At 70.7% G+C, this 20,963-nt stretch carries 23 protein-coding genes; 8 read left to right on the top strand and 15 right to left on the bottom strand.

Annotated features, from left to right (window positions below; all coding sequences use genetic code 11):
- Nucleotides 1-19: 19 nt before the first annotated feature.
- The 3 genes from ispF to HF999_RS02015 are packed head-to-tail and all read right to left on the bottom strand — an operon-like array spanning nt 20 to nt 1,640.
- Nucleotides 20-493: a 2-C-methyl-D-erythritol 2,4-cyclodiphosphate synthase gene (gene ispF / locus HF999_RS02025; RefSeq protein ID WP_168544273.1), complete on the bottom strand. Its 474-nt coding sequence runs from the start codon at nt 491-493 to the stop codon at nt 20-22.
- Complete coding sequence (ispD, locus tag HF999_RS02020) at nt 490-1,155, bottom strand: 2-C-methyl-D-erythritol 4-phosphate cytidylyltransferase (protein WP_168544419.1); 666 nt, start codon at nt 1,153-1,155, stop codon at nt 490-492. The genes ispF and ispD overlap by 4 nt, the downstream gene beginning before the upstream one ends.
- On the bottom strand, nt 1,152-1,640 hold the full coding sequence (locus tag HF999_RS02015; RefSeq protein WP_068745528.1) for a CarD family transcriptional regulator: 489 nt from the start codon (nt 1,638-1,640) through the stop codon (nt 1,152-1,154). Before HF999_RS02015 ends, ispD begins: the two co-directional genes overlap by 4 nt.
- 249 nt (nt 1,641-1,889) lie before the next feature.
- Here HF999_RS02015 and HF999_RS02010 point away from each other — a divergent pair, with 249 nt between their 5' ends.
- From HF999_RS02010 to disA, 3 genes are read left to right on the top strand one after another with little or no spacing between them, the layout of a single operon-like run.
- Nucleotides 1,890-2,483 (top strand): copper chaperone PCu(A)C domain-containing protein, encoded by a 594-nt coding sequence (locus HF999_RS02010; RefSeq protein ID WP_168544272.1) that lies wholly within the window; start codon nt 1,890-1,892, stop codon nt 2,481-2,483.
- A 6-nt stretch (nt 2,484-2,489) separates the two neighbouring features.
- A complete protein-coding gene (radA, locus tag HF999_RS02005; protein WP_168544271.1) occupies nt 2,490-3,890 on the top strand; it encodes a DNA repair protein RadA in 1,401 nt (466 codons plus the stop codon).
- 9 nt (nt 3,891-3,899) lie between these two features.
- Nucleotides 3,900-4,988, top strand: coding sequence for a DNA integrity scanning diadenylate cyclase DisA (gene disA / locus HF999_RS02000; protein ID WP_168544270.1), 1,089 nt, complete (start codon nt 3,900-3,902; stop codon nt 4,986-4,988).
- Nucleotides 4,989-4,998: 10 nt separating this feature from the next.
- Here the strand turns inward: disA and HF999_RS01995 are convergent, their stop codons facing one another.
- A complete protein-coding gene (locus HF999_RS01995) occupies nt 4,999-5,808 on the bottom strand; it encodes a BsuPI-related putative proteinase inhibitor (protein WP_168544269.1) in 810 nt (269 codons plus the stop codon).
- Nucleotides 5,809-5,860: 52 nt separating this feature from the next.
- Complete coding sequence (locus HF999_RS01990; RefSeq protein ID WP_168544268.1) at nt 5,861-6,520, bottom strand: carbonic anhydrase; 660 nt, start codon at nt 6,518-6,520, stop codon at nt 5,861-5,863.
- Nucleotides 6,521-6,529: 9 nt separating this feature from the next.
- Here HF999_RS01990 and HF999_RS01985 point away from each other — a divergent pair, with 9 nt between their 5' ends.
- The 4 genes from HF999_RS01985 (at nt 6,530) to HF999_RS01970 (ending at nt 10,130) form a co-directional block, all read left to right on the top strand.
- Nucleotides 6,530-7,450, top strand: coding sequence for an iron-sulfur binding domain-containing protein (locus tag HF999_RS01985; RefSeq protein WP_168544267.1), 921 nt, complete (start codon nt 6,530-6,532; stop codon nt 7,448-7,450).
- A gap of 46 nt (nt 7,451-7,496) precedes the next feature.
- Nucleotides 7,497-8,426 carry an oxygenase MpaB family protein gene (locus HF999_RS01980; RefSeq protein ID WP_168544266.1) on the top strand — a complete coding sequence of 310 codons (930 nt, stop codon included), beginning with the start codon at nt 7,497-7,499 and terminating at the stop codon, nt 8,424-8,426.
- Nucleotides 8,427-8,436: 10 nt separating this feature from the next.
- Nucleotides 8,437-9,273: an SDR family NAD(P)-dependent oxidoreductase gene (locus tag HF999_RS01975; protein WP_168544265.1), complete on the top strand. Its 837-nt coding sequence runs from the start codon at nt 8,437-8,439 to the stop codon at nt 9,271-9,273.
- 140 nt (nt 9,274-9,413) lie between these two features.
- A complete protein-coding gene (locus HF999_RS01970) occupies nt 9,414-10,130 on the top strand; it encodes a DsbA family oxidoreductase (RefSeq protein WP_168544264.1) in 717 nt (238 codons plus the stop codon).
- Between the two features lie 73 nt (nt 10,131-10,203).
- Here HF999_RS01970 and HF999_RS01965 read toward each other — a convergent pair whose 3' ends face one another.
- From HF999_RS01965 to HF999_RS01945, 5 genes are read right to left on the bottom strand one after another with little or no spacing between them, the layout of a single operon-like run.
- Complete coding sequence (locus tag HF999_RS01965) at nt 10,204-11,022, bottom strand: ABC transporter permease (protein WP_168544263.1); 819 nt, start codon at nt 11,020-11,022, stop codon at nt 10,204-10,206.
- Complete coding sequence (locus HF999_RS01960) at nt 10,982-11,782, bottom strand: ABC transporter ATP-binding protein (RefSeq protein WP_168544262.1); 801 nt, start codon at nt 11,780-11,782, stop codon at nt 10,982-10,984. Before HF999_RS01960 ends, HF999_RS01965 begins: the two co-directional genes overlap by 41 nt.
- A complete protein-coding gene (locus tag HF999_RS01955) occupies nt 11,779-12,222 on the bottom strand; it encodes a MarR family winged helix-turn-helix transcriptional regulator (protein WP_168544261.1) in 444 nt (147 codons plus the stop codon). The genes HF999_RS01960 and HF999_RS01955 overlap by 4 nt, the downstream gene beginning before the upstream one ends.
- A gap of 54 nt (nt 12,223-12,276) precedes the next feature.
- Nucleotides 12,277-13,056, bottom strand: a complete 780-nt coding sequence (locus HF999_RS01950) for an Fpg/Nei family DNA glycosylase (RefSeq protein WP_168544260.1) — start codon at nt 13,054-13,056, stop codon at nt 12,277-12,279.
- 2 nt (nt 13,057-13,058) lie between these two features.
- Entirely contained in the window at nt 13,059-13,841 is a 783-nt protein-coding gene (locus HF999_RS01945) for an alpha/beta fold hydrolase (RefSeq protein WP_312853984.1), read from the bottom strand.
- Nucleotides 13,842-13,894: 53 nt separating this feature from the next.
- Here HF999_RS01945 and HF999_RS01940 point away from each other — a divergent pair, with 53 nt between their 5' ends.
- Entirely contained in the window at nt 13,895-14,230 is a 336-nt protein-coding gene (locus tag HF999_RS01940; protein WP_168544258.1) for an antibiotic biosynthesis monooxygenase family protein, read from the top strand.
- Nucleotides 14,231-14,471: 241 nt separating this feature from the next.
- Here the strand turns inward: HF999_RS01940 and hsaB are convergent, their stop codons facing one another.
- The 5 genes from hsaB to HF999_RS01915 all read right to left on the bottom strand — a co-directional run bounded on the left by hsaB (nt 14,472) and on the right by HF999_RS01915 (nt 20,803).
- On the bottom strand, nt 14,472-15,023 hold the full coding sequence (gene hsaB, locus HF999_RS01935; protein WP_168544257.1) for a 3-hydroxy-9,10-secoandrosta-1,3,5(10)-triene-9,17-dione monooxygenase reductase subunit: 552 nt from the start codon (nt 15,021-15,023) through the stop codon (nt 14,472-14,474).
- Nucleotides 15,024-15,225: 202 nt separating this feature from the next.
- Nucleotides 15,226-17,808 (bottom strand): ATP-dependent Clp protease ATP-binding subunit, encoded by a 2,583-nt coding sequence (locus HF999_RS01930; protein ID WP_168544256.1) that lies wholly within the window; start codon nt 17,806-17,808, stop codon nt 15,226-15,228.
- A gap of 288 nt (nt 17,809-18,096) precedes the next feature.
- Nucleotides 18,097-18,441, bottom strand: a complete 345-nt coding sequence (locus tag HF999_RS01925) for a histone-like nucleoid-structuring protein Lsr2 (protein ID WP_168544255.1) — start codon at nt 18,439-18,441, stop codon at nt 18,097-18,099.
- 189 nt (nt 18,442-18,630) lie between these two features.
- The gene (locus HF999_RS01920; protein ID WP_312853983.1) at nt 18,631-20,394 is read right to left on the bottom strand and encodes a lysine--tRNA ligase; all 1,764 of its coding nucleotides are present in this window, start codon (nt 20,392-20,394) and stop codon (nt 18,631-18,633) included.
- A 34-nt stretch (nt 20,395-20,428) separates the two neighbouring features.
- Nucleotides 20,429-20,803 carry a rhodanese-like domain-containing protein gene (locus HF999_RS01915; protein ID WP_168544254.1) on the bottom strand — a complete coding sequence of 125 codons (375 nt, stop codon included), beginning with the start codon at nt 20,801-20,803 and terminating at the stop codon, nt 20,429-20,431.
- Nucleotides 20,804-20,963 lie beyond the last annotated feature (160 nt).

Genomic DNA, 20,963 nt, shown 5'->3' with positions numbered 1-20,963 from the left:
CGCGTTTCGCGCGGGCGGCTCAGCCCGCCGGGTAGACCAGGGCCGTCGCCATCGCGGCCACACCCTCGCCGCGGCCGGTGAGGCCGAGGCCGTCGGTCGTGGTGGCGGACACGGAGACCGGCGCGCCGAGCAGTCCGCTCAGCACCTCCTGCGCCTCAGCGCGCCGCGGCCCGACCTTGGGCCGGTTCCCGATCAGCTGCACCGCGGCGTTCCCGACCGTCAATCCCGCGTCGGCGAGCAGCGAGCGCACATGGGTGAGCATCGACGCGCCCGTGATCCCGACATTGTCCGACCGCCCCACCCCGAACACCGTTCCCAGGTCACCGAGGCCCCCGGCCGAGAGCAGCGCGTCGCACAGCGCGTGCACCGCGACATCGCCGTCGGAGTGGCCCGAGCAACCGTCACCGTCGAACTGCAGCCCCAGCATCCAGCACGGACGGCCCGCCTCGAACGGATGGACGTCGGTCCCGATCCCGACCCGCGGCACGATCATGCGAACTCCTCGATGGCCAGGGCCTGCGCGATCCGCAGGTCGAAGGCGGTGGTGATCTTCATCGCCAGGGGATCCCCCGCGACGGTGACGACGCTGCCGCCGGCCCGCTCGACGAGGCCCGCGTCGTCGGTGGCCAGCGCACCGGGCGCGGCGTCGTAAGCCGCGCGCAACGCGCCGGCGGCGAAACCCTGGGGCGTCTGTACGGCGCGCAGGTCCGCCCGGTCGACGGTGCCGAGCACGGCCCCGTCGGCATCGACCCGTTTGACGGTGTCCACGACCGGAAGCACGGGGATGACGGCGGAGGCGCCGGCGCGCACCGCGGCCACCACCCGCGCGATCATCGCGGGCGGGGTCAGCGGCCGGGCCGCGTCGTGCACCAGGACCGTGTCCGCCGCACCCGCGACGGCGAGACCGGCCCGCACGGAGTCGGTGCGCTCGGCGCCGCCCACGACGACCCGCGCCCGCGGGACGAGGGACCGCGCACCGTCGACCAGGTCCTGCGGCACCATGACGACGACCTCGTCGACCGCCCCGGACGCGAAAAGGCCGTCCACTGCCCAGGTGAGCAGTGGACGGCCTCGAAGCTCCACGAACGCCTTGGGAATGTTCAGTCCCAGGCGCGTCCCCTGCCCAGCGGCGGGGACCAGTGCCACGACGGTCAGGACGCGGCCGCCAGCACCTCGTCCAGCAGCAGGGCCGCCTTCTCGTCGTTGGTGGACTCCGCGAGCGCGAGCTCGCCCACCAGGATCTGGCGGGCCTTGGTCAGCATGCGCTTCTCGCCGGCCGACAGCCCGCGATCCTGCTCACGACGCCACAGGTCGCGGACGACCTCGGCCACCTTGTTCACATCGCCCGATGCCAGCTTCTCGAGGTTCGCCTTGTACCGGCGCGACCAGTTCGTGGGCTCCTCGGTGTGGGGCGCGCGCAGGACCTGGAACACCTTGTCCAGACCCTCCTGGCCGACCACGTCACGAACGCCGACGACCTCGGCGTTCTCAGCGGGAACCTTGACCGTCAGATCACCCTGTGCGACCTTGAGCACGAGGTACTCGCGCTCACGTCCACCGATGGTCTTGATCTCGATAGCTTCGATCAGTGCGGCACCGTGATGGGGGTAGACAACGGTGTCTCCGACCTTGAAAATCATCTGATCCTTGCCCCTTTCGATATGACCAGGATAACACGGCGCCGAATCGGGAGGCTCGACAACGTCGCAGGTCAGGACTCATACGGGGCTTGACAAGGGAACCCACGGCTGATCAACGGGCTGATCGTCGCCCCCGGAGCCCGCCCGGCGGCGCGGCCGGATGCGCCTTCTACTACGCTGCGTGGTGACATACTCAGCATCGTCCGCACGCGGGTGTCGCCGCGCACGGGGATGGAAACTGGAGGAACCGTGTCCGCACGCACCGTCTCGACCCGCCGCACCGCCACCGCCGTCGCCGGGGCCCTGCTCGCCACTGGCGCCCTGCTGTCGGTGTCCGCGTGCGGTTCCGGCCAGATCTCGCAGACCGCCAACCAGGTCGCCGCGGTCAACGGCGCCAACCAGACCTTCGTGGATCAGAAGATCACCCTCAGTGACGTCCACGTCCTGGCCCCCGTGTCCGGCGGCCAGGGCCGGCTCGCCTTCGTCCTGACGAACCTGAACCCGCTCCAGGGCGACCGGCTCACGAGCATCACCGACGAGAAGAGCCGTCGCGCGACCATCAGCGGCGACACCACCCTCGCCGCCAGCGGCTCGCTCTACGGCACCGCCCCCACCGGCAGCAACAGCGCCGCCCCCGGCGTCACCCGTCTCACGGTCACCGTGCCGGTCGACAGCACCTGGCGTCCCGGCCTGACCAACAAGCTCTGGTTCCACCTCGAGAAGGCCGGCTCCCTGCCGATCGACGTCCCGATCGACGCGGGCGCCGCTCCGGCCTCCGCCGCGGGCATCACCGTCACCGGTGGCGAGCACGGCGGCGACCACGGCGAGGGCTCCGGCCACTAGGCCTCCATGGCGAAAGCCAAGGTGCAGTACACCTGCACCGAATGCGGCCACACCGTGGCCAAATGGGTCGGCCGCTGCCCGTCGTGCGGCGCCTGGTCGACGATGGAGGAGGGCGCGGTCGCCCGCGCCACCGGCTCCGGGCCCGCGGCGAACGTCGGGCTGACGCTCCCGAAGACGCGCGCGGTCCCGATCACGAAGATCGACCCCAATTCGACCCGTGCGCTGCCCGTCGGTATCGGCGAGCTCGATCGCGTGCTCGGCGGCGGCATCGTCCCCGGTTCGGTGATCCTGCTGGCCGGCGAGCCCGGCGTCGGCAAGTCCACCCTGCTCCTGGAGGTCGTGCACCGCTGGGCCACGACGGGCCGAGGGAAGTCCCTGTACGTCACCGGCGAGGAATCCGCGGGGCAGGTCCGGCTGCGCGCGGAACGCACTGGGGCGCTGGACGATCGGCTGTACCTCGCGGCGGAATCCGACCTCGGGACGGTGCTCGGCCATGTCGAGCAGATCTCCCCCACCCTCATGGTGGTCGACTCCGTGCAGACCCTCTCCGCCTCGGGCGTCGACGGGGTGCACGGCGGCGTCACCCAGGTCCGGGCCATCACGGCCACACTGACCTCGCTCGCCAAGGCCTCCGGGATCGCGGTGATCCTCGTCGGCCACGTCACCAAGGACGGTGCCGTCGCGGGGCCGCGCTCGCTGGAGCACCTCGTGGACGTCGTGCTCAGCTTCGAGGGCGACAAGCACTCCACGCTGCGCATGGTGCGCGGTATCAAGAACCGGTTCGGTGCCTCCGACGAGGTGGGCTGCTTCGAGCAGCGCGAGTCGGGCATCGTCGAGGTCACGGATCCGTCGGGCCTGTTCCTGCACCACCGCGACCAGGCCGCGGCCGGCACCGCGGTCACCGTCGGGCTCGACGGTAAGCGGCCCATGCTCGGCGAGCTGCAGGCACTCGTGACCCCCACGCCCCTGCCCGCGCCACGGCGCGCGGTCTCCGGGCTCGACGGTGCCCGGGTCGCCATGATCCTGGCCGTCCTGGCCCGGCACGGCGGCATCGAGAACCTGCCGCAGAAGGACGTCTACGCGGCGACCGTCGGCGGGATGAAGATCACCGAGCCGGGTGCCGACCTGGCGCTGGCCCTCGCCGTGGCGTCCGCCGCGGTGGAGAAGGCCCTGCGGCCGAACACCGTCGTCCTGGGTGAGGTGGGCCTCGCGGGCGAGGTGCGCCGGGTCACCGGGCTCGAGCGCCGGCTCGCGGAGGCGGCCCGCCTGGGCTTCACCCACGCCATCGTCCCGCCCTCGCCCGACGGGCAGCAGCTGAAGGTCGACGGGATCCACATCGGCGAGGCGGCCACCGTCGGCGACGCCCTGCGGCTGGGCTCGCTGACCGAGGGCAAGCGCGGGCGTTAGCCTTACGACATGGACCACACCAATCTCGGCGGCGATGCCTTCGCCGGGAACGCGCCGCTGCGCGACACCGTGATCCGGATGGCCCCCGGAACCCCGCTCCGCGACGGCCTCGAACGGATCCTGCGGGGCCGCACCGGCGCACTCATCGTGCTCGGCTACGACGAGCACGTGGAGAAGATCTGCGACGGCGGCTTCCACCTCGACGTCGAGTTCGCGCCGACCCGGCTCCGGGAGCTGGCGAAGATGGACGGGGCGGTCGTGCTCTCCACCGACGGTTCCCGCATCGTGCGGGCCAATGTCCAGCTCATGCCCGATCCGGCGATCCCCACCCAGGAGTCGGGCACGCGGCACCGCTCGGCCGAGCGCGCCGCGATCCAGACCGGCTACCCCGTGATCTCGGTGAGCGCGTCGATGTCGATCGTGCACGCCTACGTGGGCGGGGTCCGGCACCTCATCGACGACGCAGCGCCGATCCTCTCCCGCGCCAATCTCGCGATCGCGACGCTGGAGCGGTACGCGCACCGCCTCGACGAGGTCCTCGCGCAGCTCTCGCGCGCCGAGATCGAGGACGTCGTGACGGTGCGCGAGGTCTCCCACGTGGTCCAGCGGCTGGAGCTGGTGCGGCGGCTCGCGATCGAGATCGAGCAGCACGTACTGGAGCTGGGCACCTCGGGCCGGCAGATCGTGCTGCAGCTCGAGGACCTGCTCGGCGACGCACTCGCGCTGCGCGCACCGGTGCTCCGCGACTACCTTCCGGGCGGCGATGCGACCGTCGACGGCACCGTCGCACGCGTGGACGCCCTCACCGACGCCGACCTGTTGGACCTGCCCACTATCGCTGCGGCCCTGGGTTTCTCGGGCACCGTCGAGGCGCAGGACGCACCGGTCTCGCCGCGCGGCTTCCGCCTGCTCGGGTCGGTACCGCGGCTGCGCGCCACCCAGGTCGAGTCGCTGGTCGGCACCTTCGGCTCCCTGCAGACGCTCCTCGCCGCCTCCGCCGCGGATCTGCAGGCCGTCCCAGGCATCGGGTCCGACGGTGCGCGGCAGGCCCGCGAAGGCCTCTCCCGCCTCGCCGAGGCCTCGGTCGAGCGGTTCTAGAGCAGGCGCCTCAGTTCTCTCCGGAGCCCGTCGCCGGCGCCGGGGCGGCGCGCACGATGTTGAAGGTCACCGGGGCGCTGCGCTTGGCGCCGAGCTGAGCGACCACCTGGTAGGCACCGGGGGCCACCGGCACGCGCTGCGCCTGGCAGCCCGGCGCCGAGGTGGTGCCCGCCCACTGCAGCTTGTAGCGCAGCTGCTGGCCGGGCTGCAGGACCTCGTTCTTGATCTCCGGCTGGAAGGTGCAGTCGAAGTTCGACCACAGCTGCTTGCTGCCGTCGAGGGTGAGCACGATCAGCTGCTGCTGACCGGTGCCGATGTCGCGCGAGCACGGCACCGAGCCGGCGTTGGTCACCGTCGCCTCGAAGGTCGGCTGCTCGCCGAGCGTGTACGTCGCCTTGTCCGCGCTCACGACGACGGAGATGTTGGCGTCGGGGCACGGCGCGCCAGCCACGACCGCACCCGGCGTGGGCAGGCCCGCACCCGACGGGTTCGCCGCGCCCGACGGGTTCGCCGCTGACGGCGCCCCGGACGCGCTCGCGCCACCCGACGCGGGACCGGCGGCCCCGCCGGCTCCCCCGCCACCGCCGGCGTTCGCGGCCGAGGGGTCGGCACCGTCGGGCGCCTGGGACGGGGGCAGACCGCCGGAGGTGGTCGGCGCGGACGACGAAGCGGACGCGGCGTTCTGCGACGAATCCTTGCCGCCGCCGACGAACACGATCAGCAGCACCACCACGAGCACGGCGAACAGCGCCAGAACGGCGGCCAGCACGCGGCGACGCCAGTAGATCTCGGGCGGCAGGGGTCCGTTGGGTTCAAGCACGGTTCAACGGTAGCGTTTCCCCGGCCTCATGCCGCTGACCTGCGGCGGCGTGTCACGAATCGGCCGGACGGACCGCCTGGAAGGGCGACGTCGCGGCCTCGCCGATGTCGCCGACGGAGCCGCGCAGGTGCACCTTGCCCTCGGCGAGCTCGTAGGTGAGGCCGACGATGGCCACGCGGCCCTCCTCGACGCCCTTCGCGATGATCCGCGAACGCTCCATGAGGAGCCATCCCGTCTCCATGACGTGCTGCGCGGTGATGTCGTTGACGTCGGTGAGCCCCTCGCGACGGCCCGCGAGGACGGACGGGGTGAGCCGCTCGACGATGTCGCGGATGTAGCCGGGCGGCATGGTGCCGGTGTCGATCGCGTTCACGGTGGCCGCGACGGCGCCGCAGCTGTCGTGCCCCAGGATCGCGATCAGCGGGACCTTGAGCACCTCGATGGCGTACTCGATCGAACCGAGCACGGCGGCATCGATGATGTGCCCGGCGGTGCGGACCACGAACATGTCGCCGAGCCCCTGGTCGAAGATCACCTCGGCGGCGACGCGCGAGTCGCCGCACCCGAACAGCACCGCGGTGGGCTGCTGACCGGCGGCCAGCTCGGCCACGCGGCTGGCACCCTGGTTCGGGTGGGCCGGGTTGCCTTCGACGAAGCGCCGGTTGCCTTCACGGAGGGCGCGCCAGGCGCCGGGAGGAGTCGAAGTGGGCATGGGTCCATAATGCACGTCGTGCATCCTTCGCGAGACACCGGAGCGGATTCTGTCCCGGATTTCACACCCGTGCTCGCCTGGTTCGACGCTGCGGAGCGCGACCTCCCGTGGCGCGCGCCGGACGTCGGGGCGTGGGCGATCCTGGTCAGCGAGGTGATGCTGCAGCAGACGCCGGTGGTGCGGGTCGAGCCCGTCTGGCGCGCCTGGATCGAGCGCTGGCCCACCCCGGCCGATCTCGCCGCCGCCACCGGTGCCGACGCCGTGCGCGCCTGGGGCAAGCTCGGCTACCCGCGTCGCGCGATGCGGCTGCACGCGTGCGCGCGGGCCCTCGTCGAGCGGTTCGACGGTGCCGTGCCGCGCACCGTCGACGACCTGCTGTCGCTGCCCGGCGTGGGCGACTACACCGCGCGGGCCGTGGCGTGCTTCGCCTTCGGCCAGGACGTCCCCGTCGTCGACATCAACGTCCGGCGGGTGCTCGCCCGGGCGGTCGACGGGGAGTCGGACGCCGCGGCACCGTCGGCCAAGCGCGACCTGCAGGCGGCGGTCGCGGTCCTCGCGACCGTCCCGCCCGAGCGGCGGCCGCGACTGTCCGCCGCGCTGATGGAACTCGGCGCGCTCATCTGCACCGCGCGGTCGCCGCGCTGCGGCGACTGCCCGATCAGCGCGGATTGCGCCTGGCTGAGCGCGGGCGCGCCGTCGGGCACCGTGGCACCGCGGAAGGTCCAGAAGTACGAGGGCACGGACCGGCAGGCCCGCGGGAGGCTGCTCGACGTCCTTCGGGGCGCCGACGGTGCCGTCCCCCGCGCGCGGCTCGACCTGGCCTGGGAACGCGACCCGGCGCAGCGCGACCGGGCGCTGGACTCGCTGCTGGTAGACGGGCTGATCGAGCAGACGGCCGACGGGCGGTTCGCGCTGGCCGGAGAGGCATGATCGCCTGTTTATTCACAGATGTAGGAATTGGTGATAGATTCGGCCCATGAAGCTCTCAGACGGCCCGCTGCGCGTCACCGACCAGGGATTCTTCGGTCCGGACTCGCCCACGTGGAAGGTGTGGGCCTCGCCCACCGCACTCATCGGATTCCAGCGCTCGGTGGTGCTGGAACACTTCGACCCGAACCTCACCGCCGCGGTCGCCGACTCGGCGGGGATCTACACCGACCCGTTCGGTCGGCTCGACCGGACGCTCGCGTACTTCCTCCTCGTCGCCACCGCGGATTCCAAGACCGCGATCGAGGCGTCCGAGCACCTCATGGATGTGCACCGTAAGGCCACCGGAATCGAGCCGATCACCGGTAAGCGGTACAGCGCCAACAACCCCGCCTCGCAGCTGTGGATCCACGTGACGGGGTGGCACTCGGTGCTCAAGTGCTACGAGATGTTCGGCCCCGGACCGCTCTCCCCCGACGAGGAAGCGCAGTACTGGCGTGACTGCGTCGTCGCCGCCGAACTGCAGACCTGCGACCCGGCGGACGCGCCGACGTCACGCGACGAGGTGCGCGAGTACTTCGCGCGGGTCCGGCCGACGCTCGCGCTGACCGAGCGCGCCCGCACCGGCATGCACTACCTGCTGCGCCCGCGGGATCGCGGTGCCCGGCTGCGGGTCGGCGGCTCGCTCATCGCGCCCGCCACGATCGCGACACTGCCGGCCTGGATGCGGCGGATGGGCGGCTTCGACCAGCCCGGAGTCGTCGACGCGGCGTACCCGCTCGCCGTGCGCCTCGCGGTCCGCGCCGCCTCGGCCCAACACGCCGCCGGCACCGTCCGGCTGGGTGGGCTCGTGGCCCCCATGACGGGCGGAATCCTGCGCCGCCACTTCGCCCAGACGGACGAGCCGTCGGGCACCGTCACCCCGGAGGAGGCGAGGCGACGGTACGGCCGGGCGGCGCACGCGGCACCGGCCTCGTAGGCTGGCCCGCATGACCACCTACATCGTCACCGGGGCCAACGGCGGGCTCGGCGAGGTCGTGACCCGCCACCTCGCGACGGACGGCCGCGTCGTGATGGCCTGCCGCGACGTCGAGGGCGCCCGCACGATCGCCGACCGGATCGACGGCGACGTCGTCGTCGAGGCGCTCGACCTGGCCGACCTGGACTCCGTTCGCGCGTTCGCGGACCGCACCGGCGAGTTCGACGTGCTCGTCAACAACGCCGGCCTGATGAACATCCCGCTGCGTCGGACGAAGCAGGGCTTCGAGATGCAGTTCGGCGTCAACCACCTCGGCCACTTCGCCCTGACCGGACTGCTCCTCGACCGGATGCGGGACCGCGTGGTCGCCGTGTCGTCGGTGGCGCACCGGCAGAACTACCGCTGGCGGATGGACGACCCCAACTACGAGCACCGCAAGTACCTGCGCACGGAGGCGTACGGGCAGAGCAAGCTCGCCAACATGATGTTCGCGCGCGAGCTGCAGCGCCGGTTCGAGGTCGCCGGTTCGGACAAGCGGGCGTACTACGTGCATCCCGGGGTGTCGCCCACCGGCCTGTTCGCGCGTACCGATACGCCGCTGGACCTGGTGCTGAAGCCGGCCGTGGCACTGCTCAACAACCCGCCGGAGCGAGCAGCGCAGTCGCTGATCCTCGCGGCCACGGACCGCGATCTCGACCCGCACCCGTGGTGGGGTCCGACGGAGCTGTTCCAGTCGCGCGGCAAGGTGGGCAAGTGCTCCACCACCGCCGTGTCCAAGGACAAGGCGAAGTGGGCCGAGCTGTGGGCCGTGTCGGAGAAGCTCACGGGCGTCACCTACGCGGTCTGAACCGTCGCCGCCTGCGCTAGGCGGTCGACGGCGTGCGGCCCGCCTTCGAGCCCGTCTACCAGGAGCGACCGGCCTGATCGCGCACCGCGACGAGGGTGGTGCCATGGAATAGCGCAGTCGCGGTGCATGTTGCAGCTGCCATGCGCGTAGACATCTGGACCGACATCAACTGCCCCTTCTGCTACATCGGGAAGGCCCGCTTCGAGCAGGCTCTGGAGAGCTTCCCGCACGCCTCCGACGTCGAGATCGTGCACCGCTCCTTCGAGCTGGATCCCACCGCGGCGCCGGGCTCCTCGGCGCCCGTCGTCCCGATGCTGGCCGCGAAGTACGGCATTTCCGAGGCGCAGGCCGCGGCCAACGAGCGCGGACTCGGCGCGCAGGCGGAGGAGTTGGGCCTGGTCTACCAGACCTCGAGCCGGGATGCCGGCAACAGCTTCGACATGCACCGCCTGCTGCACTGGGCCCTCGAGCTCGGTCGCCAGGAGGCGCTCCTGAACGGCCTCTACGCGGCGAACTTCGCCGAGGCCGAGCCCGCCTTCGGCAGCCACGACCGGCTCGTCGCGATCGCCGAGTCCGCCGGGCTCGACGGTGCCGCCGCCCGCGCGGTGCTCGACGATCCGCCCGCCTACGCGGACGCCGTCCGCGCCGACGAGGAGACCGCGAATCGCATCGGCATCGGTGGTGTCCCGTTCTTCGTCTTCGACGGCAAGTACGCCGTCTCGGGCGCCCAGCCGCCGGCCGTGTTCACCGACGCCCTCGATAAGGCGTGGGGCGACCGTCCCGAACCGCTCACCGTCATCGGCGGCGACGAGGCCGCCTGCGGCCCCGACGGCTGCGAGCTCCCGCAGCGCGACTGACCTGCGCCTACGGCGCGGCGCTGCGCCCGACCGGCGAGTTTGTCGAATCAGCGGTGAGTGCGTCCACGGCGGGTCACCGCGCCAGCCTCCCGAGCAGCGCGGACGCCACGGCGATCGCGGCCCCCGCGGCCCCGACGAGCACACCGAGGTCGAGCCAGAGGTTCGTCGGCGTCCCCAGCAACAGCCCGCGCAGCGCCGACACCTCGTAGCTCAGCGGATTGACCACGGCGATGGCGCGCACCCAGCCGGGCATCACGTCCACGGGGTACAGCGCGTTCGACCCGAAGAACAGCGGCATCGTGATCGCCTGGCCGATGCCCATCAGCCGGTCCCGCTTGAGCACGAGCCCCGCGATGATCACCGACAGGCACGCGAAGAAGGCCGCGGCCAGCACGACCACCACGATCACGCCCACCCAGCGGAGCGGGTTCGGAATGATCGAGACCCCCATCAGCACGGCGACCACCGTCACCACGACCGCCTGCACCGAGGCCCGCACGCCCGCGGCGAAGGCCTTGCCGGTGACCAGCGCGGCGCGCGGCGTCGGCGTGACCAGCAGCTTCGCCAGCACGCCGGCGTCACGCTCCCAGATGATCTGAATGCCGTAGAAGATCGCGACGAACAGCGCCGACTGCGCGATGATCCCCGGCGCGAGGAAGTCGAGGTACGGCACGCCACCCGACGGGATCGCGCGGATCCGGCTGAACGTGGTGCCGAAGATCAGCAGCCACAGCACCGGCTGGATCGACCGGGTCAGCAGTTCGGACCGGTCGTGGCGCAACTTCTCCAGCTCGACCAGGCACAGCGTGCCCACCCGCGAGAGCAGGGTGATCGGGCGCGAACGGCGCGGCTCAGCCCAGACGTCGAGCGGTACGACGGATGTTGGCGACATTGCGCAGCCCTCCCTTCGTTTCGTCCTCCAACTGTGCGCCGGTCACGGCGCGGAACACGTCCTCGAGCGATGCGCCGTCCCCCTGGGCCGCCCGCAGTTCCGCAGGCGTGCCGGTCGCGGCGAGCTCTCCGTGGTGCATGAGGGCGACGGAGTCGCACAGCGCGTCCGCCTCCTCCATGCAGTGCGTGGTGAGGAGCACCGTCATCCCGTACTGCTCCTGCATCCGCACCACCCGCTCCCACACGGAATCGCGCGCGACGGGGTCCAGGCCGACGGTCGGCTCGTCGAGGATGAGCAGCGCCGGACGGTTGACCAGCGCCTGCGCCAGCTCGAGTCGCCGGACCATGCCGCCCGAGAAGCTCGACGCGAGCCGGTCGGCGGAGTCCTCCAGATCGACCAGGGCCAGCGCCTCGTCGACCCGGTCCCGGCGCTCACGCCGCGGCACGTCGTAGAGACGGGCGAACCAGTCCACGTTCTCGCGCGCGGTCAGCGCGCCCTCGACCGACAGTTGCTGCGGCACATAGCCGAGCGCGCGGCGCACCGTCATCGCGTGCTTGCGCACGTCGAGCCCGAAGATCTCGACGACGCCCTCGTCGGGGGCGATGAGCGTGGTGAGCATCCGCAGTGTGGTGGTCTTGCCCGCGCCGTTGGGGCCGAGCAGTCCGAAGCACTCGCCGCGCGGGACCTGCAGGCTGAGCCCGTCGACGGCGACGTGGTCACCGAACCGCTTGGTGACCTCCCGCAGCTCGACGGCGTTCACGCGTCCCCCTCCAGCGCAGCGGCAACCGCCTCCAGCAGGTCGACGGTGCCGTCGACCTGCGCCCGCAGGGCCGGGTCCATCGCGGCGAGCGCACCGGCGACCGCCGCGTGCCGGCGATCACGCCACTCGCGCAGCGCGTCGTCGGTCGCCGCGGTCAGCCGCAGCCGCGCGGTACGGGCATCGTCGGGGTCGGGCTCGCGGACCACGTGCCCGTTCTCGACGAGCTGCCGGACCAGCGTGGACACGGTGTTGCCGGCGAGCGCGAGGCGTCGCGCCGCTTCCCCCACGCTGATCCCGGGCTCGCGGCGCAGCAGCCGCAGGAGTTCCGTTTGGGCGCCGGTGAGGCCCTGTCGCAGCGGCCCTCCGCCGACCGCTCGCGTGCCGCGGCGCACGGCGCGGACCGCCGCGAGGAGCCGTTCGGCGTCGTCGTCATCATTCATACCGACAACTATATCTCTGTTTCAGAGCTATTTATCCTGTGAATCTCCTGCCGGTCACGGCTGGCACCGCGGACACCACCAGATCGACCGCTCGGGGTCCCCCGTGCCACCGAGGATTCCAGCACGGATCACGGTCCCGCACCGCAGGCACGGCCGCCGCGCCCGGTCGTAGACGAATGCGCGCATCCCGTTCCGATCGATACCCGAGGTCACCCGCCGTGACCGGCCCAGATCGGCCCGCAACAGTCGGGCGGCCCCGTCGGCCCACGCCCTCGTGTCGCCGCACTCCCCCACCGGTGTCGCCGGGTGCGTGCCCCGCAGGAAGCACAGCTCGTTGCGGTAAACATTGCCGACGCCGGCCAGATTCCGCTGGTCCAGCAGCGCCAGCCCGACGGGGCGCCCCGGTTCCGCCGCGAGGTTCGACGCGGCGACGGCCGGGTCCCAATCCGGGCCGAGCGGGTCGGGCCCTAGGTGGGCGAGGGCACCGTCGGCCTCGGCGGGCGTGAGGACCTCGAGGATCCCGAGCGAGAACCCGACGACCTGTGCGCCGGCGACCGCCAGGACCGCCCGCGCCGTGTGTGCGCGGCGGCGCCACCGCTCGCCGGGCCGATACACGTGCCAGTCGCCCTCCATCATGAGGTGGCTGTGGATCACGGCACCGCCGATGGCGAACAGGAGGTGCTTGCCGCGGGCGGTCACGGCGTCGACGGTCCGGCCCGTCAGGTCGACGGTGGCGAACCGCGGCACCCGGATGTCGCAGCCGGTGAGGCCGCGGCCCACCAGGACCGGTCGCAGGCGCGCGGCCAGGTTGTGGACGGTGTCGCCCTCGGGCACGGCTATCCCACGTCCGGGCGGTCGTCCAGACCGGAGAGAAAGGCCTCGACGGCACCCCGGTACACGATCGGCGCATCGTCGTGGACGAGGTGGCCGGCACCGTCGACCTTGAGATACCGCAGGTCGGGACCGGCGTACTCGCCGACCATGCGCGTGCCGATACCCGGCGGAACGACGGTGAACTCGGCCTCGAGGAGCAGCGTGGGGACCTGCACGGCACGCCACTGCGCCCAGTGATCGCGCGGTCCCCAATGATCGGCGATGCGACGGAAGGTGCCGAGGTCGCCGTGCAGGGCACCGTCGTCGAAGGCCTCGTAGAAGTAGCGCCCGGCGATCGGCCCGAACAGCTCCTCGCACGCGGCCTGCGACACGAACCGCGCCGGCCAGCTCGCGAACCACGGCGCCCAGACGTCGGTGGACTGGCCGGTGAACTCCGGCGACATGTCCTCCACCACGATCGCCCGGACCAGTTCCGGATACTCCGCGGCGGTACACCAGGCGTGGAGGCCTCCCATCGAGTGGCCGACGAGCGTCGCGGGCCCCTGGTCCAGGTGGACGAGGATCTCGGCGACGTCGGTCACGAACCGCTCGGTGCTGATGTCCGCATCCGGTACCGGTGTGGGAAAGCCCGGGCCGCGATGGAATTCGGCGTCGAAGGTGAACACCCGGCCGTAGCGACGCAGCCACGGGATCTGGCGGCGCCATGTCCGGCCGCGGCCCATGAGCCCGTGCAGCAGCACGATCGGCCCGCCCTCCTCACGGCCGCCCCAATCCCGCAGTCCCACACACCCGTCCACGCGGCCCAACCTACCCGTTGGGGCACCGGTATCGTCGGGTCATGTCGGTAGTGAAGATCAACGCCATCCATATCCCCGAGGGCGCGGGCCCCGAGCTCGAGAAGCGGTTCGCGCATCGCGCACACGCGGTCGAGAACTCGCCCGGGTTCCTCGGCTTCCAGTTGCTGCGCCCCGTCAAGGGTGACGACCGCTACTTCGTCGTCACCCAGTGGGAGTCCGAAGAGGCGTTCGCGGCCTGGCGCGACGGTCCGGCCCGCGAGGCGCACGCCGGCGAGCGCAGCCCCGGTGGCGGCGAAGGCCGCAAGCCCGTCGCGACCGGCGCCGATCTCCTCGAGTTCGAGGTCGTTCTCGACGTGCAGGGCAAGGCCGCGCAATAGGCGGCTCGTACGAGATCGCCCGGCGGCGCCGGATCAGACGTGCAGTGGGTCCTCTACGCCGACGAGCCCCTTCCCGGACCGGAGTACATGCGCCACGTCGCACGGCGGGTGAGCACGCTGGTCTTCGCCGATCTGCGGTACACGTACGGCCAGTAGGGGTGGCCGAACGCCGCGCGGGGGACGACACCCGGCGTGAGCGAGATGCAGCTGACCGGCGCTTCGCGCCATTGGGCAGGCGTCGTCAGAGCCAGGCGCCCGCGTCCCAGGTGAGGAACGAGTCGAGGCTCGCGGCCGGGTGCTGCTGCGGATGGTTCGTGGACAGGTAGGCGCCGCGGTAGAACAGCAGCGGCTTCGCGTCGTCCACATCGCCGAGGTGCTGGACCCGCCCGATCGCGATGTGATGGTCACCGCCGTCCAGAACGTTCTCGAGCGTGCAGTCCATCCACGTCAGCGAGCCGTCGATCGTCGGGTTGCCGAGCGGCGAGCGCGTCCACCGCAGGCCCTCGAACTTGTCGTCCACCGATCGTCCGAACGCCGCGCTGACCGACTCCTGCTCCTGCCCGAGTACCGACACGGCGAACCGCCCGGAGGTCTCGATGTGCTTCCACGTGCGCGAGGTCTTCATCGGGCAGAACAGCACGAGCGGCGGGTCCAGCGACAGCGCCGCGAAGGACTGGCAGGCGAAGCCGACGGGACGCTCGTCCACGTCGGAGGTCGCGATGATCGTGACGCCGGTACAGAACTGCCCCATCACATGTCGGAACGTGCGCTGGTCGAATCCGGCCTCGGTCATGCCTGCCAACCTACCCCCGAGGGCCCCGACGGTCCGCGCCCGACCGCCGCCCGGCGCACCGTCGGGCCGCATCCGCCGAGTGTGCGCCGCCCCGGCCGCCCCGGCGAGATCCGATCGTCGTGATCGTTACCCCCGCTCGCCCGACGACGCGAAGAGCCGCCACCCCGCGGGGTGACGGCTCTTCGAGCGGATCCGTCGAGCGTCAGGCGCTCTCGCCCGGGGTCGTCGCGGACGATGCGTCGGCCACCAGGGCGGGCACGTCGTCGTCGGACTTCTCGACGTCGGTCGCGGGCTTGGGCCTGCCGGCGAACGTGAACTTCGCGTCCTCGCCCTTGCCCTCGCCGTCCCAGCCCTCGACATCGACCTCGACGATCTGGCCCGCGCCGACCTCGCCGAACAGGATCTTCTCGGACAGTGCGTCCTCGATCTCCCGCTGGATGGTGCGACGCAGCGGCCGGGCGCCGAGCACCGGGTCGAAACCGCGCTTGGCCAGCAGGCTCTTGGCGCGATCGGTGACCTCGAGCTCCATGTCCTTGTTCTTCAGCGCGACGCCCACGCGGCCGAGCATCAGGTCGACCATCTGGATGATCTGGTCCTGCGTCAGCTGGTGGAACACGACGATGTCGTCGATGCGGTTGAGGAACTCGGGCCGGAAGTGCTTCTTGAGCTCGTCGTTGACCTTGAGCTTCATGCGCTCGTAGTTCGACCCGTCGGAGTCGCCCTGCGTGAAGCCCAGGCCGACGGCCTTCGAGATGTCCGAGGTACCCAGGTTCGAGGTGAAGATCAGCACGGTGTTCTTGAAGTCGACCGTACGACCCTGACCATCGGTCAGGCGGCCGTCCTCGAGCACCTGCAGCAGCGTGTTGTAGATCTCGCTGTGCGCCTTCTCGATCTCGTCGAAGAGCACCACGGAGAAGGGCTTGCGGCGCACCTTCTCGGTGAGCTGGCCGCCCTCCTCGTAGCCCACGTACCCGGGAGGGGCACCGAACAGGCGCGAGGCGGTGAAGCGGTCGTGGAACTCGCCCATGTCGATCTGGATGAGCGCGTCGTCCTCGCCGAACAGGAAGTTCGCCAGCGCCTTCGACAGCTCCGTCTTACCCACACCGGACGGGCCGGCGAAGATGAACGAGCCCGAGGGGCGCTTGGGGTCCTTCAGGCCGGCGCGCGTGCGGCGGATCGCCTTCGAGACCGCCTTGACGGCGTCCTCCTGGCCGATGATCCGCTTGTGCAGCTCGTCCTCCATGCGGAGCAGACGGGTGGTCTCCTCCTCCGTGAGCTTGAAGACGGGGATGCCGGTCCAGTTGCCCAGCACCTCCGCGATCTGCTCCTCGTCGACCTCGGCAACCACATCGAGATCGCCTGCGCGCCACTGCTTCTCACGCTCGGCACGCTCACCGATGAGCTGCTTCTCCTTGTCGCGCAGCGACGCGGCCTTCTCGAAGTCCTGCTCGTCGATCGCCGATTCCTTCTCGCGACGCGCGTCGGCGATCTTGTCGTCGAAGGCGCGCAGGTCCGGCGGCGCGGTCATCCGGCGGATGCGCATGCGCGCGCCCGCCTCGTCGATGAGGTCGATCGCCTTGTCCGGCAGGAAGCGGTCGTTGATGTACCGATCCGCCAGGGTGGCGGCGGCGACCAGCGCGCTGTCCGTGATGGAGATGCGGTGGTGCGCCTCGTACCGATCGCGCAGGCCCTTGAGGATCTCGATGGCGTGCTCGACGCTCGGCTCGCCCACCTGGACGGGCTGGAAGCGACGCTCCAGGGCGGCGTCCTTCTCGATGTACTTGCGGTACTCGTCCAGCGTGGTGGCACCGATGGTCTGCAGCTCACCGCGGGCCAGCTTCGGCTTGAGGATCGACGCGGCGTCGATGGCCCCTTCCGCAGCTCCGGCTCCCACGAGGGTGTGCAGCTCGTCGATGAACAGGATGATGTCGCCGCGGGTGTCGATCTCCTTGAGCACCTTGCGCAGGCGCTCCTCGAAGTCACCGCGGTAACGGCTGCCGGCGACCAGGGAGCCCAGGTCCAGCGTGTAGAGCTGCTTGTCCTTGAGCGTCTCCGGCACGTTGCCGTTGACGATGGCCTGCGCCAGGCCCTCGACCACGGCGGTCTTGCCGACACCGGGCTCGCCGATCAGCACCGGGTTGTTCTTGGTGCGCCGGGAGAGCACCTGCATGATGCGCTCGATCTCCTTGGACCGGCCGATGACCGGGTCCAGCTTGCCCTGCGCCGCGGCAGCGGTCAGGTTTCTGCCGAACTGGTCCAGGACCAGGGAGGTCGACGGGGTGCCCGCCTCACCACCCGAGGTCCGGGCACCGGCGCCGGCGGGCTCACCGCCGCCGCCCTCCTTGCCCTGGTAGCCGGAGAGCAGCTGGATGACCTGCTGGCGCACGCGGTTGAGATCGGCGCCCAGCTTCACCAGGACCTGGGCGGCGACGCCCTCACCCTCGCGGATCAGGCCCAGCAGGATGTGCTCGGTGCCGATGTAGTTGTGGCCGAGCTGCAGCGCCTCGCGCAGCGACAGCTCGAGCACCTTCTTGGCACGCGGCGTGAAGGGGATGTGACCCGACGGGGCCTGCTGGCCCTGTCCGATGATCTCCTCGACCTGGCTGCGCACACCCTCGAGGGAGATGCCCAGAGACTCGAGCGCCTTGGCGGCCACGCCCTCGCCCTCGTGGATCAGGCCCAGGAGGATGTGCTCGGTGCCGATGTAGTTGTGATTGAGCATCCTGGCTTCTTCTTGCGCCAGGACGACGACGCGACGAGCGCGGTCGGTGAACCTCTCGAACATGGCCATTTTCCTCACATCCCGGTTACTTCGGGGGCCGGACGTGGCCGGACCCGCAGATAGCCGTCTGCAATCAACGTCTTCTCACTGTAGTTCGGACCGGTCAGCGGTGGTGTCGGCAGTGCCCCACCCGCGGTGCTCGCGGGCCCACCGGGCCGCCTCTCCTGTCCTGATACACCAGGTCAAACACACCGTCGCCGGGTTTTGATCCCCGTTCCGCCGTGAGCGAAACGGTCCCGGACACGCTCCACCCCGGTACGCGTCGCGCACCGGGGTGGAGAGATCCGTGGATCAGTTCGCCTCGTTGTAGGCGTCGATGACGTCCTGGCTGATGCGGCCGCGGTCATTGACCTTGAGGCCGGACTTGCGGGCCCAGTCCCGGATCGCGGCGCTCTGCGAGCGGTCGATCGGCGTGCGCCCCCGGGGCGCGGAGATGGACCGCGCACCGCGCTTGCGGCCACCCGCGCGGCGGGCGTTCGCGACCCATTCATCAAGGGAACCGCGCAGCTTCGCGGCGTTCTTCGATGACAGATCGATCTCGTAGGTGACGCCGTCCAGGCCGAATTCCACGGTCTCGTCAGCGGTCTGCGTATCGTCCACGTCGTCGACCAGCGTAACGGTGACCTTGCGCGCCATAGTACGGCCCTTCTCGATGCATTCGTGTCCATTGACTCGTTCAACGCGAGTCTATACATAGGAATACACGATTCACTATTGAAACCCTATGAATAGGGTCGCGATCGGGTAACGATTCGGATTCGGATCGCACAGCATCGACAACCGACGAATCACGCGAATGCTACCGACTTCGCCGAATTGCGGCCACTACGGATGCAGCAGCGAGCGCGCTCGATCAACGCCGATGGCCAGTAACAACGTGGGCAGACGAGGGCCGGTGTCGCTGGTCACGAGGAGTCGATAGAGCAACACGAAGAATGCGCGCTGCGCCGCGGCGAGTTCCTTATCGCCCTTGACGATCTGATCCGCCCCGAGACCGCGCTGCACCTTGGCGACGCCGTACACCTGATGCGTGATCCCGGCGAGCGTCCAATCGTCCTCGAGCCGGCCCAGACCCGCCGGCGCCGGCGTGCCCGAGCCGTCGAGCAGCAGGCGCAGGCCCGCACGCTGCTCGTCGGTCAGCGACGCGAGCAGCTCCGTGTCGGGGTCGGTCCGGACGACGGTGCGCTCCTGCTCCGGCATCTGCTCGATCACCCAGGTGCTCGCCCGGTCCAGGCGCGGGCGCAGCGGATCGAGGCTCGTCAGCGGGGCGTCCGGTTCGAGAGCGGCGAGGATGCGCAGGGTCTGCTCGTCGTCGCCGGTGGTGATGTCGACGACGGACGCGAGCGTCTTGTAGGCCATCGGCCGCGGGGTGAGCGGCAGCTCGCGCACCGCTCCCGATGCCGGGTCCAGCACGGAGGCCGCGCGGGCGTACGCGGCGATGTCGCCGGGCTGCGCCTTCTCCCCCGCCGTCTTGCGCACCAGGGCATCCCACTCGTCGTAGGTGCGGGGCAGCTCACCGTCGAGCGCGACGTCGAAGGACTGGTTCGGCTTCTTCCGGCCGTACAGCCACCGCAGCAGCGGCGGCTCCAGGTAGCGCAGAGCGATCGCGGCGGTGGGCACTCCGCCCTTGGACGAGGACATCTTCGCCATTCCGCGAATGCCGACGAACGCGTACATCGGTCCCAGCGGCCGCTTCCACCCGAAGATCGGTGCCACGTCCTTGCCTACCGCGAACGACGATCCCGGTGATTGATGGTCCACACCGGAGGGCTCGAAGGTCACCTTCTCGAACGCCCACCGCATGGGCCAGTCGACCTTCCACACCAGCTTTCCGTCGGTGTGTTCGCGCAGCAACACGGTCTCGGTGTGGCCGCACCGGCACTCGTAGGTGAGCGCGGTCGTCTCGTCGTCGTACGCCGTTACCGTGGTGAAATCAGTGCCGCACACCGAGCAGTAGGGCTTGTACGGGTAGTAGCCGGATTCACCCGATCCGTCCGCGTCCTCCGCAGCTCCCGATGCGGCTTCCGGGTCCGTTTCTTCCGCATTCTCCGGCGCAGCCGCGGAATCGCCGCGATCGAGAGTCCGATAGCGCTCGAGGATGGAATCAATACGTCCGCGCTGCGCCATGGCGTGCAGAACCTGGTCGATATATGCACCAGAGGTGTACATCTGCGTTTGACTGATTCCGCGGTACTCGACCCCGAGATCTTCCAGCGCACTCTGCAATTCACGACGGAAATGCTCCGCCCAGTTCGCCGCGTCGGAGCCGTGCGGAGCCGGAACACGCGTCAGAGGTTTACCGATGTGCTCCTCCCACGAGGAATCCACACCGGGAACGTTGGGCACCTTCCGAAAACGGTCGAAATCGTCCCAGGAGATGATGTGCTCGACGGCGCGGCCACGGCGGCGCAGCTCATCGGCCACCAGGTGCGGCACCATCACCTCGCGCAGATTGCCGAGGTGGATCGGCCCCGACGGGGAGATGCCCGACGCCACCTTCACCGGGGTCTCGTTCCGCTCGGCGAAGGCCACGGCCTCATCGGCGAGTCGGGAGACCCAGTCGTCCAGGGGAGCGTTCAGTTCGGTCACGGACCGTCATCTTACCGACGGGGCCGCGCGCGGCTCACGCCTCGTGCGCTGCGAACTGGGCCAGGGCCCGACGGTACGCGTCCGACTCGCCACCGCGCCCGGCTCCGGGCGTGATGCCGAGGGCGAGCGCACGGAAGCCACCGTCGACCGAGGAGGCGCGGACGCCCCGGTCCCGCAGGCGCGTGGCGATCGCGGCGGCGGTGGCGCCGTTGCCGCTGACCAGGAGCCATTCGGCGTCGGAGCCCGCGGCGGCGAGGCTCGTGGGCAGGCCGGGGACGAGGCGGGCGGCGACGGCGGCCGCGTCGAGGGCGACGGCGCCGGGCAGGATGCCGTCGCGGTTCCGCTCGGATTGATCGCGGACGTCCACGACGATCTGGCCTGCGGCGGGGGTGAAACGCACGGGGTGCATCGAGATCTCCAGGAGGAGGCGGAGCGCGCTCGCGAGTGCGGCGGCGTCCGGGCAGCGGAAGGGGGCCGGGTTCCTAACGGACCCGACAACACTCCATGCAGCTGCGCACCTGGCTCATGACAGCGAAGTTAGCACCCCGGCCCGGCGAGCGGCAAGGGTT

It is taken from the genome of Tsukamurella spumae (assembly GCF_012396015.1).
GTDB lineage: Bacteria > Actinomycetota > Actinomycetes > Mycobacteriales > Mycobacteriaceae > Tsukamurella > Tsukamurella spumae.
Note: the sequence above shows the minus strand (reverse complement) of the source record. Positions and strands in the feature narration are given on the sequence as shown.

Coding starts and splice junctions, on each gene's coding strand:
- ispF (WP_168544273.1), bottom strand. CDS start 493: ATGATCGTGCCGCGGGTCGGGATCGGGACCGACGTCCATCCGTTCGAG.
- HF999_RS02015 (WP_068745528.1), bottom strand. CDS start 1,640: ATGATTTTCAAGGTCGGAGACACCGTTGTCTACCCCCATCACGGTGCC.
- radA (WP_168544271.1), top strand. CDS start 2,490: ATGGCGAAAGCCAAGGTGCAGTACACCTGCACCGAATGCGGCCACACC.
- disA (WP_168544270.1), top strand. CDS start 3,900: ATGGACCACACCAATCTCGGCGGCGATGCCTTCGCCGGGAACGCGCCG.
- HF999_RS01990 (WP_168544268.1), bottom strand. CDS start 6,520: ATGCCCACTTCGACTCCTCCCGGCGCCTGGCGCGCCCTCCGTGAAGGC.
- HF999_RS01985 (WP_168544267.1), top strand. CDS start 6,530: ATGCACGTCGTGCATCCTTCGCGAGACACCGGAGCGGATTCTGTCCCG.
- HF999_RS01980 (WP_168544266.1), top strand. CDS start 7,497: ATGAAGCTCTCAGACGGCCCGCTGCGCGTCACCGACCAGGGATTCTTC.
- HF999_RS01975 (WP_168544265.1), top strand. CDS start 8,437: ATGACCACCTACATCGTCACCGGGGCCAACGGCGGGCTCGGCGAGGTC.
- HF999_RS01970 (WP_168544264.1), top strand. CDS start 9,414: ATGCGCGTAGACATCTGGACCGACATCAACTGCCCCTTCTGCTACATC.
- HF999_RS01965 (WP_168544263.1), bottom strand. CDS start 11,022: ATGTCGCCAACATCCGTCGTACCGCTCGACGTCTGGGCTGAGCCGCGC.
- HF999_RS01955 (WP_168544261.1), bottom strand. CDS start 12,222: ATGAATGATGACGACGACGCCGAACGGCTCCTCGCGGCGGTCCGCGCC.
- HF999_RS01940 (WP_168544258.1), top strand. CDS start 13,895: ATGTCGGTAGTGAAGATCAACGCCATCCATATCCCCGAGGGCGCGGGC.
- hsaB (WP_168544257.1), bottom strand. CDS start 15,023: ATGACCGAGGCCGGATTCGACCAGCGCACGTTCCGACATGTGATGGGG.
- HF999_RS01930 (WP_168544256.1), bottom strand. CDS start 17,808: ATGTTCGAGAGGTTCACCGACCGCGCTCGTCGCGTCGTCGTCCTGGCG.
- HF999_RS01925 (WP_168544255.1), bottom strand. CDS start 18,441: ATGGCGCGCAAGGTCACCGTTACGCTGGTCGACGACGTGGACGATACG.
- HF999_RS01915 (WP_168544254.1), bottom strand. CDS start 20,803: ATGCACCCCGTGCGTTTCACCCCCGCCGCAGGCCAGATCGTCGTGGAC.